A 14,397-nucleotide genomic window follows, 5' to 3' on the forward strand; every position below is an offset into this window, starting at 1 on the left:
AGTGCCACCGTGCTCGTCTCCCTTCTCGCCAAGGCCGTTGCCCTGCCCGTCACGTTCGCGATCGGCATGTCGGGCGGCTCCCACCTCCCCGTGGAGATCGACGACCGGGCCCCGGTCATCACCCGTGACGACATCGTCATCCACGCGCCGCTGAACAGGATCTGGAAGATCCAGACCGACGTCGAGGCCTGGCCGACCTGGCAGCCCGATGTCACCGAGGCGGTCGAACTGACCCCCGGCCCGCTGCGGGCCGGCTCCGTCTTCCGCTGGTCGGTGCACGGCCTGAGCGACATCGACTCCACCGTCAAGCAGGTCTCGCCGCACCGCCGTATCGCGTGGGGCGGGCCGGCCCAGGGCATCACCGCGGTCCACGTGTGGACCTTCACCCCGCGCCGGGACGGCGTGCACGTCCACACCGAGGAGTCCTGGGCCGGAGCGCCTGTCGAGGCCGATGTCCCCGCGCTCCAGGCGGCATTGGATGCCTCACTGGACGCCTGGCTCCACAACCTGAAGGCAGAGGCCGAGAACTGACCGTGCGGGCGGAGTCCTGACCGCCCGGCCACCGGCGTGAATCCACAGGCATGGGCGGGCCCTTCAGGGTCTCTGTGCCCCTGAAAGCCCCGCCCAACTCCTGTGCGCCTCAGGCGGCCCGGTACGCCGCCTTCAGCTCGGCCAGCGCCCCGGTCAGATCGCCGGTGAGCAGCAGGTGGTCCGCGTCCGCGAACGGCTTGGACACCGCCGCGGTCGGGTTCCCGCCGGTCCTCTGCTGCACGAGCAGCCTGGCCCGGTCGACGATCGCCTTCCCCGCAGCGGTCCTGCCCAGCCCGGCCTTCTCCGCGACCTGCGCGGCGACCGTGAGCGCGGTGAGAGTCGGTTCGCCGCCGGCCGGGGCCTTCTTCAGCGTGGTCAGTCCCCAGCCGTACGGGAACTGCGGGTCGTACGTCGCGTCGCCGACGTTGATCGGCAGCTGCGACTCGGACTTCGGCCAGGTGACCGGCAGTTGTCCGGTGAAGGCGCGCTTCCCGTACAGCACGTCCGCCACCCCGTCGCCCTCGGTGCCGGGCAGCCACGACGCGACGAGTGCGTCGATGTCGCCGAGCCGGTCGCCGATGAGCTGCGGGCGGCCGGACACGACCAGGACCGCGCACTTCATCGCGGCGCAGACCTTGTCGATCGCGGCCTTGTCGGCGGCGGTGAGCTCCAGGTCGTTGCCGTTGCCGACGTCACCGATGCCTTCGGCGTACGGGGTCTCGCCGACGACCACGACTCCGACGTCGTAGCCGTCCGTGGAGGCGGAGGCGTCCTTGGAGTACGTGGCCGAGGCTGCGTCCTTCCTGATGCCGTCCAGGATCGTCGTACCCGTGGTGATCTTTCCGGACGAGCCCTGCCAGCTGACGGTCCAGCCGCCGGCCTGGTTGCCGATGTCGTCGGCGTTGGATCCGGCGACGTACACCTTCTGAGAGGCCTTGAGCGGCAGCACCGCACCGTCGTTCTTCAGCAGGACCTGCGACTTGGCCACCGCCTCACGGGCCACCGCACGGTGGGCGGCCGAGCCGACCCGGCCGATGTTCGTGGTGTCCGCGTACGGTTTCTCGAAGAGACCGAGCTGGAACTTCTGGGTCAGGATGCGGGTCACCGCGTCGTCGATCCGGGTCCGGCTGATCCGGCCCGCGGTGACCTCGTCCTGAAGCGTCCTGGTGAAGTCCCGGTACGCCGTCGGGACCATGATCATGTCGAGTCCGGCGTTGACCGACGTACGGACGTCGCTCGCGTAGTCGCCCGGGATCTGGTCGATGGCCTGCCAGTCGCTGATGACGAAGCCCTTGAAGCCCATCCGGTCCTTGAGCACGCCGTTGATCATCTCGGCGTTGGCGTGCATCTTCACCGGGCCCTCGTCGTCGCCGAGGATGTCCAGCGAGGAGTACGACGGCATGACCGTGCCGACACCGCGCTTGACGGCCTCGTCGAACGGGGCGAGGTGGACCGCTTCGAGCTCCTTCCGGGTGACCTTCGTGACGCCCTGGTCGATGGTGTACGAACCGGTGGTGGACGACCCGAATTCCGTACCGCCGTCGCCGACGTAGTGCTTGGCCGTGGCCAGGACCTTGTCGTTGCGGTCCAGGTCCTTGCCGGACGCGCTGCCCTGCATGCCCTGGATGACCGTCTCCATGGACTCGACGAGTGCCGGATCCTCACCGTACGACTCGTAGGAACGGCCCCAGCGCTCGTCGCGGGTCACACAGAGGCAGGGCGCGAAGTCCCACGGGATACCGGTCGCGCGGACCTCGCTCGCGGTGACCGCGCCGGTCGCCTCGGCGAGCTTCGGGTCGCGGCCGGCGCCGATGCCGATGTTGTGCGGCATGATCGTCGAGCCGATGACGTTGTTGTGCCCGTGCACCGCGTCCACGCCGTAGATCAGCGGGATCTGGAAGCGGGTCGCCCGCGCCCGGAGTTGGTAGGAGTCGACCGTCCTCGCCCAGGCCTCGGGCGTGTTCGGCGTGGGTACGGAGCCGCCGCCGGAGAGCAGCGAGCCGAGGTCGTACGTGGCGATGTCCCCCTGCGACTTCAGCGCGTTGCGCTCGGCCTGGGTCATCTGGCCGGCCTTCTCGGCGGGCGACATCCGGGACAGGAGGTCGGCGACGCGCTTCTTCACCGGAAGCTTCGGGTCGAGGTACAGGAGGCCGTGGGCGTCGATGACGACCTGCGGGTTCTCCTTCGGCGGCTTGGCGCCGGTCACGGTGAGTTCGAGCGGGATCGTCTCGGCGGACTCGGCGGCGCCGTCCTTCCTGGTGGCGACCGGGATCCGGTGCGAGGTCCCGGACGCGGTGCCGGCCGGGAAGGTGTACGTGCCGCTGACCGGCGTGTAGTCCGTGCCGGCCTCGGCGCTGCCGCCCTTCGTCTCGTACGCGACGGTGACGGGTTCCTCGATCGGTACGGAGCCGGTGGTGGCGACCGAGACATCGATGTCAGCAGTGCCGCCCTCCTTCACCGTATGGACGGCCGAGTCCGTGACGACGCTCGCCTTCAGTGCGGCATCGGCCTTCCCGTACAGCTCCACGCCGTCCATGGCGAACGAGCCGGGGGCGCCGGTCGGCAGTGTGACGGCGTAGCCCCACATCCGGTCCAGGCCGAGGACCTGGTCGATGCCGCCGACGGGCTGGTAGTCGGTGCGGTACACGAAGTCGGTGAACGGGATCTCGACCTGGTGCCAGCCCTCCCAGTCGTCGGTGAACGACGTGGTCCACAGCTCGGATGCCTCGCCGTGGGCGCCGCCGTCCTTGATCTCGAAGTTGATCCTCCTGCCCGAACCGGGCGGCAGCGGCGCGGTGTTCTGCCCGTACCACCAGAAGCGGATGCCCTTGTGGGCCGACCAGTCGTGGGCGGGCTGGTCGGCGGCGAAGTCGTGGCTGAGTCCGCCGTAACCGCTGATGTCGTACGTGCCCTCGAGGACCTTGGCGCCCTCGGGGGCGTCGGCACGCTCCTTGAGGGCCAGGGTGGGCGGGTCGTCGGAGTCGCCGCCCCAGGTGAAGATGCCGTCGGCAGGCTGGTTGGCGAACGGGACCTCGCCCTCGAAGCGGTCGACGAGGACAGGTGCCGGGTCGTCCGCCGTCGCCGCGGTGGCGCTCGGGACGGCTCCGGCGAGCAGGCCGGCCAGGACGGTGACGGCGGCGAGCGCCGCTGTCGTCGGTCCGGCCCGGTAACGGCTGTGCCGGCGGGTGCGTGAGGGCATTGCGGCTCCTTCGGACACGAAATCTTCTGTCGCAGCGGTGCGGTTCATGCGTCGCGGGTGAGACGGATGGTGTCGCGGTACCACTCGGCGCTGTCCTTGAGCGTCCGCTCCTGCGTGTCGTAGTCGACGCGGACGATGCCGAACCGCTTGTCGTAGCCGTAGGACCACTCGAAGTTGTCCATCAGCGACCAGGCGAAGTAGCCCCGGACATCGGCTCCTTCGGCGCGGGCGGCGGCCACGGCGGCGATGTGGTCGGCGAGGTAGGTGGTGCGGTCGGCGTCGTGGATCCGGCCGTCCTCGGAGACGGTGTCGTCGAAGGCGGCGCCGTTCTCGGTGATGACGGTCGGAATGCCGTAGTCCTTCTCCAGCCCCACCAGCAGATCGGTGAGGGCGGTGGGGGTGATCTCCCAGTCCATGGCGGTACGCGGCAGATCGCGCTCCACGCCACGAGTGACGGGCAGGCCGTCGGCGTCCAGCGGGGAGCCGTCCTCGGTGACGCCGGAGAAGAGCGTGCCGCGGTAGAAGTTGACGCCGAGGATGTCGATCGGGGTGGAAATGATCTCCAGGTCGCCGTCCTGGGCCGGGAGTTCGACGCCGCGCAGGGCGAGGTCGGCGACGACGTCCTCGGGGTAGGTGCCCTTGACCAGCGGGTCGAGGTAGAGGCGACGGCCGAGCCCGTCGGCGCGGCGGCAGGCCTCGGCGTCCTCGTGGCTGTCGGTCTCGGGTGTGGCGGTGCCGAGGTTGAGTGTGATGCCCAGTTCGAGCTCGTTGCCCCGGGCGACGGCGGTCTCGCGGATGTACCGGGAGGCGAGCCCGTGGCCGAGGAGGAGGTGGTGGACGGCGTGGATCGCCTCGCCGAAGTTCGTACGGCCGGGGGCCTGGCTTCCGTACGCGTATCCGAGCATCGCGGAGCACCAGGGCTCGTTCAGCGTGGTCCAGTGCCTGACCCGGTCACCGAGCGCGTCGTAGGCGAGGGCGGAGTACTCGGCGAAGCGGTAGGCGGTGTCCCGGGCCGGCCAGCCGCCCGCGTCCTCCAGCTCCTGCGGCAGGTCCCAGTGGTAGAGCGTGATCCAGGGAGTGATGCCCTTCGACTCCAGCTCGTCGACCAGGCGCTTGTAGAAGTCGAGTCCCTTTGCGTTGGCCGGGCCGCGGCCGCCGGGCTGGATGCGCGGCCAGGCGAGCGAGAAGCGGTACGTGTCGACGCCCAGGTCCGCGATCAGCTGCACGTCCTCGGGCATCCGGTGGTAGTGGTCACAGGCCACATCGCCGTTCTCACCGCGGACGACCATGCCCGGCACCCTGCAGTACGTGTCCCAGATCGACGGGGTTCTGCCGTCCTCGGCGGCCGCTCCCTCGATCTGGTAGGCGGCGGTGGCAACGCCCCAGCGGAAGTCGGCGGGCAGACCGTGGACGGGCTCGGCGGCAATCTCGCGAGCGTATCCCTGGGGGATGACGAGGTTCATGGTTCTCCTGTGGTGTGCGTGGGTCGCTACGAGCGGGGGGCGGCGGTGGCCGGCGCGGGCTGATGCAGCCAGCAGGCCACTGTTCGGGAGCCGTCACCGTCCGGCCGGGCCAGGACCGGCACCTGGGTGGCGCACGGATCGAGCGCCTTGCCGCAGCGGGGGTGGAAGGCGCAGCCGTCCGGCATCGCCGACAGATGCGGGGGCGAGCCGGGGATGCCGGTGAGTTCGCGACGGGGGCCGTGCAGCGCCGGGAAGGAGTGCAGCAGTCCGTCGCTGTAGGGGTGGCGGGGGTCGCGGTAGATGTCGGAGGCACCGGCCTCCTCGACGATCCGGCCGCCGTACATGATCGCGATCCGGTCCGAGAACTCGATCAGCAGCGAGATGTCATGGGTGATGAAGACGACGGAGAAGCCCAGCTCCTCGCGGAGCTTGACCAGTTGGCGCAGGATCTGGCGCTGCATGACGACGTCCAGGGCCGTCGTGGGCTCGTCCATGATGACGATCTCGGGCTCCAGCGCGAGCGCCATCGCGATCATCACGCGTTGCCGCATGCCGCCGGAGAGCTGGTGCGGGTAGGCGGAGAGCCGGTCCGCCGAGATGCCGACCAGGGACAGAAGCTCCACTGCGCGTGCGGTGCGTTCGGCCCGCTTCATCTCCGGGCGGTGGGCCTTGAGCACATCGGTGAGCTGGCTGTGGACCGTGTGCACCGGGTTCAGGGAGTTCATCGCGCCCTGGAAGACGATCGACAGCTCCTGCCAGCGGAAGGCACGCAGTTCGGGGGCGGTCAGGGTCAGCAGGTCGAGCGCTTCGCCGTCGCGCTGGTGGTAGTGGACCTCGCCGCCGGTGATCACTCCGGGCGGGGAGAGAAGCCGGGTGACGGCGTACGCCAGGGTGGACTTGCCCGACCCCGACTCGCCGGCCAGGCCGAGGACTTCGCCGCGGTGCAGGGTGAGGTGGATGTCGCGCAGCGCGTGCACGGCGTCGTCGCCGGTCCCGTAGTCCACGTGGAGTCCGCTGATGGTGAGGACGGGCTCGCTCATGGGCGGGTCTCCTTCTCAGGGGTGCCGGGACGTGCCACGGGGGTGAAGCCGACCCGCATCCGGACCTTCCGGGACGCGCCCGTCTCCGTACGCAGCCGTGGGTTGACGAACTCGTCGATGCCGAAGTTGATCAGGGCGAGGGACATGCCGAGCAGGGCGATGCAGAGCCCGGCAGGGACGAACCACCACCACGCGCCCTGGGCCAGCGCCTGGTTGGACTGCGCCCAGAACAGGACGGTCCCCCAGTTCCAGTTGGAGATGTCGGCGACGCCGATGAAGGCGAGGGTGATCTCGGAGAGGATCGCGAAGATCACCGTGCCCACGAAGCCGGAGGCGATGACGGCCGTCAGGTTCGGCAGGACTTCGAAGAGGATGATCCGCCAGGTGGACTCGCCGGTGGCGCGGGCCGCTTCGACGTAGTCCCGGCGGCGCAGCGACAGCGTCTGCGCGCGCAGGACGCGCGCCCCCCACGCCCACGAGGTGAAGGCGATGACGGTGGCGATCAGGAGGTCACCCGTGTCGGAGACGAAACTGGCGATGATGATGATCAGCGGCAGTCCCGGGATGACCAGGAAGACGTTGGACAGCACCGAGAGCAGTTCGTCGGCCGTACCCCCGAGGAAGCCGGCACTGACTCCGATCAGTACGGACAGGACGGTCGCGAAGATCCCGGCGACGAAGCCGACGACCAGAACGCCGCGGGTGCCGACGAGGATCTGCGAGAGAACGTCCTGACCGGTCTGCGTGGTGCCGAACCAGTGTGCTCCGGACGGCGGTTGGAGCAGTTCGTTGCTCATGGCGTCGGGGTCGTACGGGGCGATCCACGGCCCGATGACGGCGATCAGGACGAAGAAGAGCAGGATGCCGAGCCCGACGACGGTCTTGCGGCCGCGCAGGAACCGGAATCTGCGCTTACTCGGTGCCGGGGTCTCGGTCGTGTCGAGTACGGCGACCTCGGCGGCGGTGACGGCCATGTTCCTAGGCCTCCCTTCGGGTACGGGGGTCGAGGACCATGTAGATCACGTCGGCGAGGAGGTTCGCCGCGAGGACGGAGAGCGTGATGATCAGGAAGACGCCCTGCATCAGCGGGTAGTCCTTGGCGCCCACGCCCTGGAAGAGCTGGTAGCCGATGCCCGGGTAGGAGAAGACCATCTCCACCAGCAGCGTGCCGCCGACGATGAAGCCGAGGGAGAGCGCGAAGCCGGAAATGTTGGGCAGGATCGCGTTGCGTGCCGCGTATCCGAACATCACCCGGCGCTCGGAGAGCCCCTTGGCCTGGGCCACCATGACGTAGTCCTCGCTGGACACCGTCACCATCATGTTCCGCATGCCGAGGATCCAGCCGGCCACCGCGCTGAGCACGATCGTGAGCCCCGGCAGCGCCGCGTGGTACAGCGCGCTGGAGATGAACGGCCAGTCGAAGGCGGGCACCAGGGCGCTGTCGTAACCGCCCGCGGCCGGGAACAGCGGCCACTTCACGGCGAACAGCGCGATGGCGATCAGCCCCAGCCAGAAATACGGGATGGCGGAGATGAAGGTGGTGACGGGCAGCAGGCTGTCCATCCAGGAGCCGCGCCGCCAGCCGGTGAAGACACCGATGCCGGTACCGAGCACGAAGCTGATCAGAGTGGTGACACCGACGAGCGCGAGCGTCCACGGCAGCGACTGGGCGATCACCTCGCTGACCGGCGTCGGGAAGAAGGTGAAGGACAGCCCGAGGTCGCCGTCGAGCAGATGCGACCAGTAGTCGGTGTACTGCTGCCAGAGCGACTGCTGCTTGTCGAGTCCGAAGAGCGCCTTGAGCGAGGCGATGGCGCTGGTGTCCAACTGGCCCTGGAAGCGGGCCATGAGCGCCTGGACGGGGTCACCCGGCATCATGCGCGGGATCAGGAAGTTGATGGTGATCGCCGCCCACGCGGTGACCAGGTAGAAGGCGAGCCGTTGCAGCAGGTACTTCACTTCGCAGCCTCCTTCTCGTGGTCGCCGTCGTTGTCCGTGGTCTCCGCGCCGTCCGCGTACAGCCAGCAGGCCGCCCACTGGCCGTCCGCCAGGTCGAAGCGCGGCGGCAGTTCGGTGCGGCAGCGCTCCATCGCCTTCGGGCAGCGCGGGTGAAAGCGGCAGCCGGCCGGCGGGGCGATCAGTGAGGGCGGTTCGCCGCTGCCGGCCTCCTCCTGGTCCGCCTCGGCGACCACCCGGTCCGGGTCGGGCGCGGAGGCGATCAGCAGCTGGGTGTACGGGTGCGCGGGGCGCTGGGTGACGGTCTCGCTGTCGCCGCCCTCGACGATCCGGCCCGCGTACATCACGAGCGTGGTGTCCGCGAAGTAGCGGGCGGAGGCAATGTCGTGGGTGATGTACAGGATCGCCAGGTGGAGGCGTTCCTTGAGGTCCCGCAGCAGGTTGAGGACGCCGAGCCGGATGGATACGTCGAGCATCGAGACCGGCTCGTCGGCGAGAAGGACCTTCGGGTCGGCACCGAGCGCACGGGCGATGGCGACGCGCTGGCGCTGGCCGCCGGAGAGCTCGTGCGGGAACTTGTCCAGGTACTGCGCGGCGGGAGTCAGCTGCACCCGCTCCAGCAGCTCGGTGAGTTCGCTCCCGGTCGCCTCTCGCCCGTGGATCCTCAGCGCCCGGGTGAGGTGGTAGCGCACGGTGTGCACCGGGTTGAGCGACGCGAACGGGTCCTGGAAGATCAGCTGGACCTGACGGACATAACTGCGGAAGGACCGGCCACGGCCTGCCTTCACCGCCTGCCCGCCCAGCCGGATCTCGCCCCCGGTGAGCGGATACAGCTGGGCGAGCAGCCGGGCGACGGTGGATTTCCCGGAGCCCGACTCCCCCACCAGCGCCGTGACGGTGGAACGCCTCAGGTGCAGCGAGACGTCGTCGACGGCATGGACGGTGCGGCGCCTGCCCGCGACGAGGTCACGACCGGTACGCCGGACGGGGAAGTGTTTGGTGACTCCGCGCGCTTCGAGCACGACGTCGGTCTGATCGGTGGTGGTCATGGCCGGTCCGTTTCCCCGTACTTACTTCTTGGCGGGCTTGAGCTTCAGCACGATCTCCAGCGCGCTCGGCTGGGTGTGCTGCGGCGGGGCGTAGGGGTCGGCCTCGGTGGGCCAGCCCACCCAGTTCTTCGTGGAGTACTCGGCTCCGATGGGGGCGGCCGCCGTCGGGATCATCGGCGCCTGCTCGACCATGATCTTCTGCAGGGTGTTCATGGCGTCGATACGGGCGGTGTCGTCGGTGGCACTGGCGAAGTCCTTGAGCGCCTCGGTCGCCTCGGTGCTCTTGAAGCGGCCGAAGTTGCCGATCTGGGAGGCCTTGCCGATGGGCTGGAGCAGCGCGCCGTCCATGATGTTCTGGTACATGTCGTAGGGGGTCGCGCCGCTGTTGGTCCAATGCAGGGTGGCGTCGAAGTTGCCGTTGGCGACGTCAGCGCCCCAGGCCTCGGCGGTCTGCGTCTTGACCTTCGCCTCGATACCGAGCTGCTTGATGTTGTCCTTGATGATCGAGAGCCCGGTGATGTAGTCGTTCCAGCCGGCCGGGTCGGTGAAGGTGAGCTTGACCGGCTTGCCGCTCGGGTCCTTCAGGACCCCGCCGGCGAGCTTGAACCCGGCGTCGGCGAGCACCTTCTTGGCCCCCTCCACGTCCGGCTTGGTGGTGGCGCTCTTGTACTCGGGCGCGAGGAACGACTCACCGGCGGGCAGCGGGATGCCTGTCGGGTTGGTGATCTCCGGGTAGAGGGTCGCCTCGGCCTGCGTGTAGATCGCGTTGCGGTCGACGACCATCGCCATCGCCTTGCGCAGCGCCGGGTTGTCGAACGGCTTGCGGGTGGTGTTGAACCACAGTCCGTGGATGCCGAGCCCGGACGGGAACCAGAGCTTGTGGTTCTTCGGGTCCTTGGAGATGAACAGCTGCTTGTAGTTCGGCATGAAGACGAACGACCACTCGACCTTGCCGCCGGCCAGCGCCGTGGTCGCCGCGCTGTTGTCGTTGTACGCGGTGTAGCGCAGCTCCTTGACCCTGGTCGCGCCCTTCCAGTACGTGGGCGTGGCGGTCAGCGTGGTGGTCTGCGGGGTGAACGTCTTGAGCTTGTACGGTCCCGAGCCGACCGGCGTCCGGTTGGGCCAGGTCTCCGGGTTCTTGACGTCCTTCCAGATGTGCTTGGGCACGATGAACTGCTGGATGATCTTGTTCTGGTTGACGTACTGCGAGTCCTGGAAGGTCAGCACGACCTTCTTGCCCTCCACGCTGATCCCGTCGAACGGGATGCCGTTGCCGTTGAGCGCCGGGTGCTTCTTGAGCAGCTCGAAGGTGTACGCGACGTCCTCGGCGGTCAGCGGCTTGCCGTCGGCCCATTTGGCCTTGTCGTCCAGGGTGAAGGTGACCTTGGTGAAGTTGAGCTCCCACTTCCAGTCGCTCGCCAGCCACGGGTCCGCCTTGTCCGCGGGCCGGATCTGGTTCGTCATCGCCAGGGGCTCGTAGATCATGAAGCGGTAGCCGAGGGTGGCACCGGCCGAGGTGGACAGGAACGGGTTGCTGTTGTTCGTCTGCGGTCCGTCCGGCTTGCCCAGGGTCAGCACGCCGGAGGCGGCGCCACCCCCTTTGTTGGCACCCGAGTTGGCGGACGAGCAACCGGTGGCGAGAGCGACCACGACGGTGGCGAGTGAGAGCGCTCTCAGCGCGGGGTGACGACGTGCGGACATGGCGACTCCAGGAAGGACTGCGGGTCTGGGAGATCCGGGGAACGGGGGTGGGCAGCGCTCGGCGCGCCGTGTTCGGGCGGTGCGGAGTGGTGCGGGTGCTGCTGGTCGTGCCGGTGGTTCGCAGGTGTGCACGGGGAGGCGCGGGGTGGTACCTGAGAGAGTGGAACAACGGGAAGCGGATGGCCGGTCGGACCGGCCGGACCACTACGGCGCCGAGTGGCGCACGACCAGTTCGGTGGGCAGCACGACCGGTTCGTCCGGAACGGCCGTGCCACCCAGATGGGAGAGCAGCAACCGCGCCGCCGTCTCACCCATCTGACGAGTGGGCTGGCGCACGGTGGTCAGCGGCGGTTCGGTGTGCTCGGCCATCGGGATGTCGTCGAAGCCGACCACCGCGATGTCGTCGGGCACTGACCGTCCGGCCGCGCGCAACGCCCGCAGCACGCCTGCGGCACTGATGTCGTTGTGCGCGAAGACCGAGTCGAACTGCACGCCGTCGGACAGGAGTTGCTCCACGGCCTGGCGGCCGCACCGTTCGGTGAAGTCCCCCTGGACGACGAGATCGGTGGGCAGAACCGTACGGAATCCGTCCAGCCGGTCGCGCACGCAGCCGAAGTGCTGGGGGCCCGTGAGGACCAGGGGCCTGGTACGTCCTGCGGACAGCAGATGACGGGCGGCGGACGCACCTCCTTCGCGGTTGGTGGTCACGACGGAGGGGAACTCGGGGTGGTGGCCGCGGTCGTCGATCAGCACGATCGGCAGACCACCGCGGTGCAGTGCGGTGAGGTGATCGAGAGTGTTCTCGGGTTCGACGACGACGAGTCCGTCGAAGGCGCGCGCCGACACCTGGCTGGTGAAGCGCTCCACCGATTCCGCACCCCGGTTGCAGGTGAAGAGCAGCAGCCCGTAGTCGGCCGCTTCGACGGTGTCGACGACACCCTGGAGCACTTCGCCCATCCACGGCCAGGTGAGCGAGGGCACCAGCATGCCGACCGTACGGCTGCTTCCGCGGGCCAGTCCGACGGCGCCCGAGCTGGGTACGTAACCCAGCTGTGCGATCACTTCACGAACACGGGCGGCCGTGGAACCGTCCACTTCGCCCTTGGTGTTGATGACCCGGGACACGGTCGTCTTGCTGACGCCGGCCTCGCGGGCGACATCGGCGATGGTGACTCGCATCGGGGGCCTCCAGGGCACGGCATGACAGGGAGCTGAAACCGGTACCGCAACCGGTTCCGGAACCGGTACCGGCGTTGCGGCGTGAGTTAACCGCGCCGGAACAGTGCCGTCAATACTTCACGCCGACATTGGTCCGTACCCATATTCCAAGCAGGCGGGGCACGTTGTGTCTTCAAGTCATGAACGCGCACCCTCTTGACGTGGGCACCTAACAGCAGTTCACTCACGCCTCGATCGACGGCAACTCCCCCACAGCCCTGCCGAGAAAGGCAGCAGCCCATGATCAGATCAAGCAGAGCGGCCCGCGCACTGGTCGCCGCGGTGCTCGCGACAGCGGGTCTCACCGGGGTCTCGTCCGGCACCGCCCAGGCGGCCGCTGAGACCGTGAACATCGCGCTGACCACGACGGACGACGCCGGTGGCCGGCATGTCACCCGGGGCCTGGAGGCACAGACCCCGATTTCCTTCGGCTCCGGGAACGGTGGCGGCGGTACGAACATCACGGTCGACGAATCCACCCGCTATCAGACGTTCACGGGCGGCGGCGCCTCGTTCACCGACACGGCCGCGTACCTCATGAAGAGCAGCGGGGCGCTGACCCAGGCGACCCGCGACGCGACGATGAAGAAGCTGTTCTCCCCCACCGAGGGCATCGGACTCTCGTTCGTACGCAATCCGATGGGCGGGTCGGACCTCGCCAGGACCGGCTACACGTACGACGACATACCGTCCGGCCAGACCGACCCGTCGCTCGCGAAGTTCTCGATCGCACACGATCTGGCGGACGTGCTCCCGCTGACCAAGCAGGCCAAGCAGCTCAATCCGGCACTGACGACGGTCGCGTCACCGTGGACCGCGCCGGCCTGGATGAAGGACAGCGGCCGACTGAACGGCGGCTGGCTCAGGGCGGAGAACTACGGGACCTACGCCGACTACTTCGTGAAGTACCTTCAGGCGTACCGGGACCAGGGCGTTCCGGTCGACTACGTCACTGCGCAGAACGAGCCGACCTGCTGTTCCGGCTATCCGTCGATGAGCTGGAACGGCTCGGGGCTCGCCTACTTCACCAGGAGCGAGCTGCTGCCGAAGCTCCAGTCCGCGGGACTCGCGACCAAGGTCCTCGCCCATGACTGGAACTGGGACACCTACGACGCCTACGCGGCGGCCACCGTGGACGACCCGGCCGTGCGCAACCACCCCAACTTCGGCGGGGTCGCCTGGCACGGCTACGGCGGCGACGTGGCCAAGCAGACCACCGTGCACAACCAGTACCCGACGATGGACGCCTTCCAGACCGAGCACTCGGGCGGCACCTGGATCGCCGACCAGCAGCGCGAGGACATGCTCAACATCATCGACTACACCCGCAACTGGGCGAAGTCGGTGACCAAGTGGTCACTCGCGGTGGACCAGAACCGCGGCCCGCACAACGGCGGCTGCGGCACCTGCGACGGGCTGATCACCGTGCACGACGGGGACAGCAGGAGCGGCCAGGTCGACTACACCGTCGAGTACTACACGATGGGTCATCTGACGAAGTTCGTCCGGCCCGGCGCCGAGCGGGTCGCCTCGACCGCCAGCTCAACGGTGCCGAATGTGGCCTGGCGCAACCCGGACGGTTCGAAGGCGCTGATCGCCTACAACGGCGGCACGTCGGCGCAGCAGGTGACGGTCAACTGGGGCGGCCAGAAGTTCACCTACTCGCTGCCGGGCCGCACCTCGGCGACGTTCACCTGGTCCGGCAACCCGTCCGGCTCCACCGGCACCTCGGGCGTCTTCTCGGGCCCCGCGGGCAAGTGCCTGGACGTCGCGGGCGGCAGCAGCGCCGACGGGACGGCCGTCCAGCTCTATGACTGCAATGGCTCGGCGGCCCAGCGCTGGACGGTCGCAGCGGACGGTTCCATCCAGGCGTTGGGCTCCTGCCTGGATGTGACGTCCGCGTCGACGGCCGACGGAGCGAAGGTCCAGCTGTACACCTGCAACGGTTCGTCGGCGCAGCGCTGGACGTACAACGCCTCGACGGGTGACGTCGTCAACACGGCGGCGGACAAGTGCCTGGACATCACCGATCACTCGACGGCGAACGGGGCGCGCGCCCAGATCTGGACATGCACCGGAGCGGCCAATCAGAAGTGGCGTCTCCAGTAGGTGAACGAACCGGTCCGGGGCGGCCCCCCGCGACCACCCCCTGGGCCCCCCCCGACCCCCCGGCAGCCCCGTGGGCCCCCCCCCGACCCGGGCGGTCTCTTATAAACAAAACCGAGCCCACCAGAAAGGTG

The 14,397-nt window shown here is 68.7% G+C and carries 10 protein-coding genes; 2 read left to right on the plus strand and 8 right to left on the minus strand.

The annotated features are described in order from the left end of the window. The first annotated feature begins 9 nt into the window (after window positions 1-9). Complete coding sequence (locus ACFU6I_RS36730) at window positions 10-531, plus strand: SRPBCC family protein (RefSeq protein WP_384375127.1); 522 nt, start codon at window positions 10-12, stop codon at window positions 529-531. A 109-nt stretch (window positions 532-640) separates the two neighbouring features. On the opposite strand, the gene ACFU6I_RS36735 is transcribed toward ACFU6I_RS36730, so the two are convergent. The 8 genes from ACFU6I_RS36735 to ACFU6I_RS36770 all read right to left on the minus strand — a co-directional run bounded on the left by ACFU6I_RS36735 (window position 641) and on the right by ACFU6I_RS36770 (window position 12,118). Continuing rightward, a complete protein-coding gene (locus ACFU6I_RS36735) occupies window positions 641-3,730 on the minus strand; it encodes a glycoside hydrolase family 3 N-terminal domain-containing protein (RefSeq protein WP_384375130.1) in 3,090 nt (1,029 codons plus the stop codon). 44 nt (window positions 3,731-3,774) lie between these two features. Then, on the minus strand, window positions 3,775-5,193 hold the full coding sequence (locus ACFU6I_RS36740; protein WP_384375133.1) for a GH1 family beta-glucosidase: 1,419 nt from the start codon (window positions 5,191-5,193) through the stop codon (window positions 3,775-3,777). 26 nt (window positions 5,194-5,219) lie between these two features. Next, window positions 5,220-6,233 carry an ABC transporter ATP-binding protein gene (locus tag ACFU6I_RS36745; RefSeq protein WP_384375136.1) on the minus strand — a complete coding sequence of 338 codons (1,014 nt, stop codon included), beginning with the start codon at window positions 6,231-6,233 and terminating at the stop codon, window positions 5,220-5,222. Next, window positions 6,230-7,207: an ABC transporter permease gene (locus tag ACFU6I_RS36750; RefSeq protein WP_384375139.1), complete on the minus strand. Its 978-nt coding sequence runs from the start codon at window positions 7,205-7,207 to the stop codon at window positions 6,230-6,232. The genes ACFU6I_RS36745 and ACFU6I_RS36750 overlap by 4 nt, the downstream gene beginning before the upstream one ends. Before the next feature lie 4 nt (window positions 7,208-7,211). Then, window positions 7,212-8,192: an ABC transporter permease gene (locus ACFU6I_RS36755; RefSeq protein WP_266981156.1), complete on the minus strand. Its 981-nt coding sequence runs from the start codon at window positions 8,190-8,192 to the stop codon at window positions 7,212-7,214. After that, on the minus strand, window positions 8,189-9,238 hold the full coding sequence (locus ACFU6I_RS36760) for an ABC transporter ATP-binding protein (protein WP_384375141.1): 1,050 nt from the start codon (window positions 9,236-9,238) through the stop codon (window positions 8,189-8,191). Before ACFU6I_RS36760 ends, ACFU6I_RS36755 begins: the two co-directional genes overlap by 4 nt. A 21-nt stretch (window positions 9,239-9,259) precedes the next feature. Beyond that, window positions 9,260-10,939 carry an ABC transporter substrate-binding protein gene (locus ACFU6I_RS36765; protein ID WP_384375144.1) on the minus strand — a complete coding sequence of 560 codons (1,680 nt, stop codon included), beginning with the start codon at window positions 10,937-10,939 and terminating at the stop codon, window positions 9,260-9,262. A 204-nt stretch (window positions 10,940-11,143) separates the two neighbouring features. Further along, window positions 11,144-12,118, minus strand: a complete 975-nt coding sequence (locus ACFU6I_RS36770; RefSeq protein WP_384375148.1) for a LacI family DNA-binding transcriptional regulator — start codon at window positions 12,116-12,118, stop codon at window positions 11,144-11,146. 279 nt (window positions 12,119-12,397) lie between these two features. On the opposite strand from ACFU6I_RS36770, the gene ACFU6I_RS36775 reads away from it, so the two are divergent. Continuing rightward, window positions 12,398-14,266: a lectin gene (locus ACFU6I_RS36775; protein WP_384375151.1), complete on the plus strand. Its 1,869-nt coding sequence runs from the start codon at window positions 12,398-12,400 to the stop codon at window positions 14,264-14,266. Window positions 14,267-14,397: the final 131 nt, after the last annotated feature.

It is taken from the genome of Streptomyces sp. NPDC057486 (assembly GCF_042802415.1).
Classification (GTDB): Bacteria; Actinomycetota; Actinomycetes; order Streptomycetales; family Streptomycetaceae; genus Streptomyces; species Streptomyces yanii.

What these genes read in the sequence shown, in the direction of transcription:
- ACFU6I_RS36740 (WP_384375133.1), bottom strand. Translation starts at nt 5,193, where the DNA reads ATGAACCTCGTCATCCCCCAGGGATACGCTCGCGAGATTGCCGCCGAG.
- ACFU6I_RS36745 (WP_384375136.1), bottom strand. Translation starts at nt 6,233, where the DNA reads ATGAGCGAGCCCGTCCTCACCATCAGCGGACTCCACGTGGACTACGGG.
- ACFU6I_RS36760 (WP_384375141.1), bottom strand. Translation starts at nt 9,238, where the DNA reads ATGACCACCACCGATCAGACCGACGTCGTGCTCGAAGCGCGCGGAGTC.
- ACFU6I_RS36775 (WP_384375151.1), top strand. Translation starts at nt 12,398, where the DNA reads ATGATCAGATCAAGCAGAGCGGCCCGCGCACTGGTCGCCGCGGTGCTC.
- ACFU6I_RS36765 (WP_384375144.1), bottom strand. Translation starts at nt 10,939, where the DNA reads ATGTCCGCACGTCGTCACCCCGCGCTGAGAGCGCTCTCACTCGCCACC.
- ACFU6I_RS36770 (WP_384375148.1), bottom strand. Translation starts at nt 12,118, where the DNA reads ATGCGAGTCACCATCGCCGATGTCGCCCGCGAGGCCGGCGTCAGCAAG.
- ACFU6I_RS36735 (WP_384375130.1), bottom strand. Translation starts at nt 3,730, where the DNA reads ATGCCCTCACGCACCCGCCGGCACAGCCGTTACCGGGCCGGACCGACG.
- ACFU6I_RS36750 (WP_384375139.1), bottom strand. Translation starts at nt 7,207, where the DNA reads ATGGCCGTCACCGCCGCCGAGGTCGCCGTACTCGACACGACCGAGACC.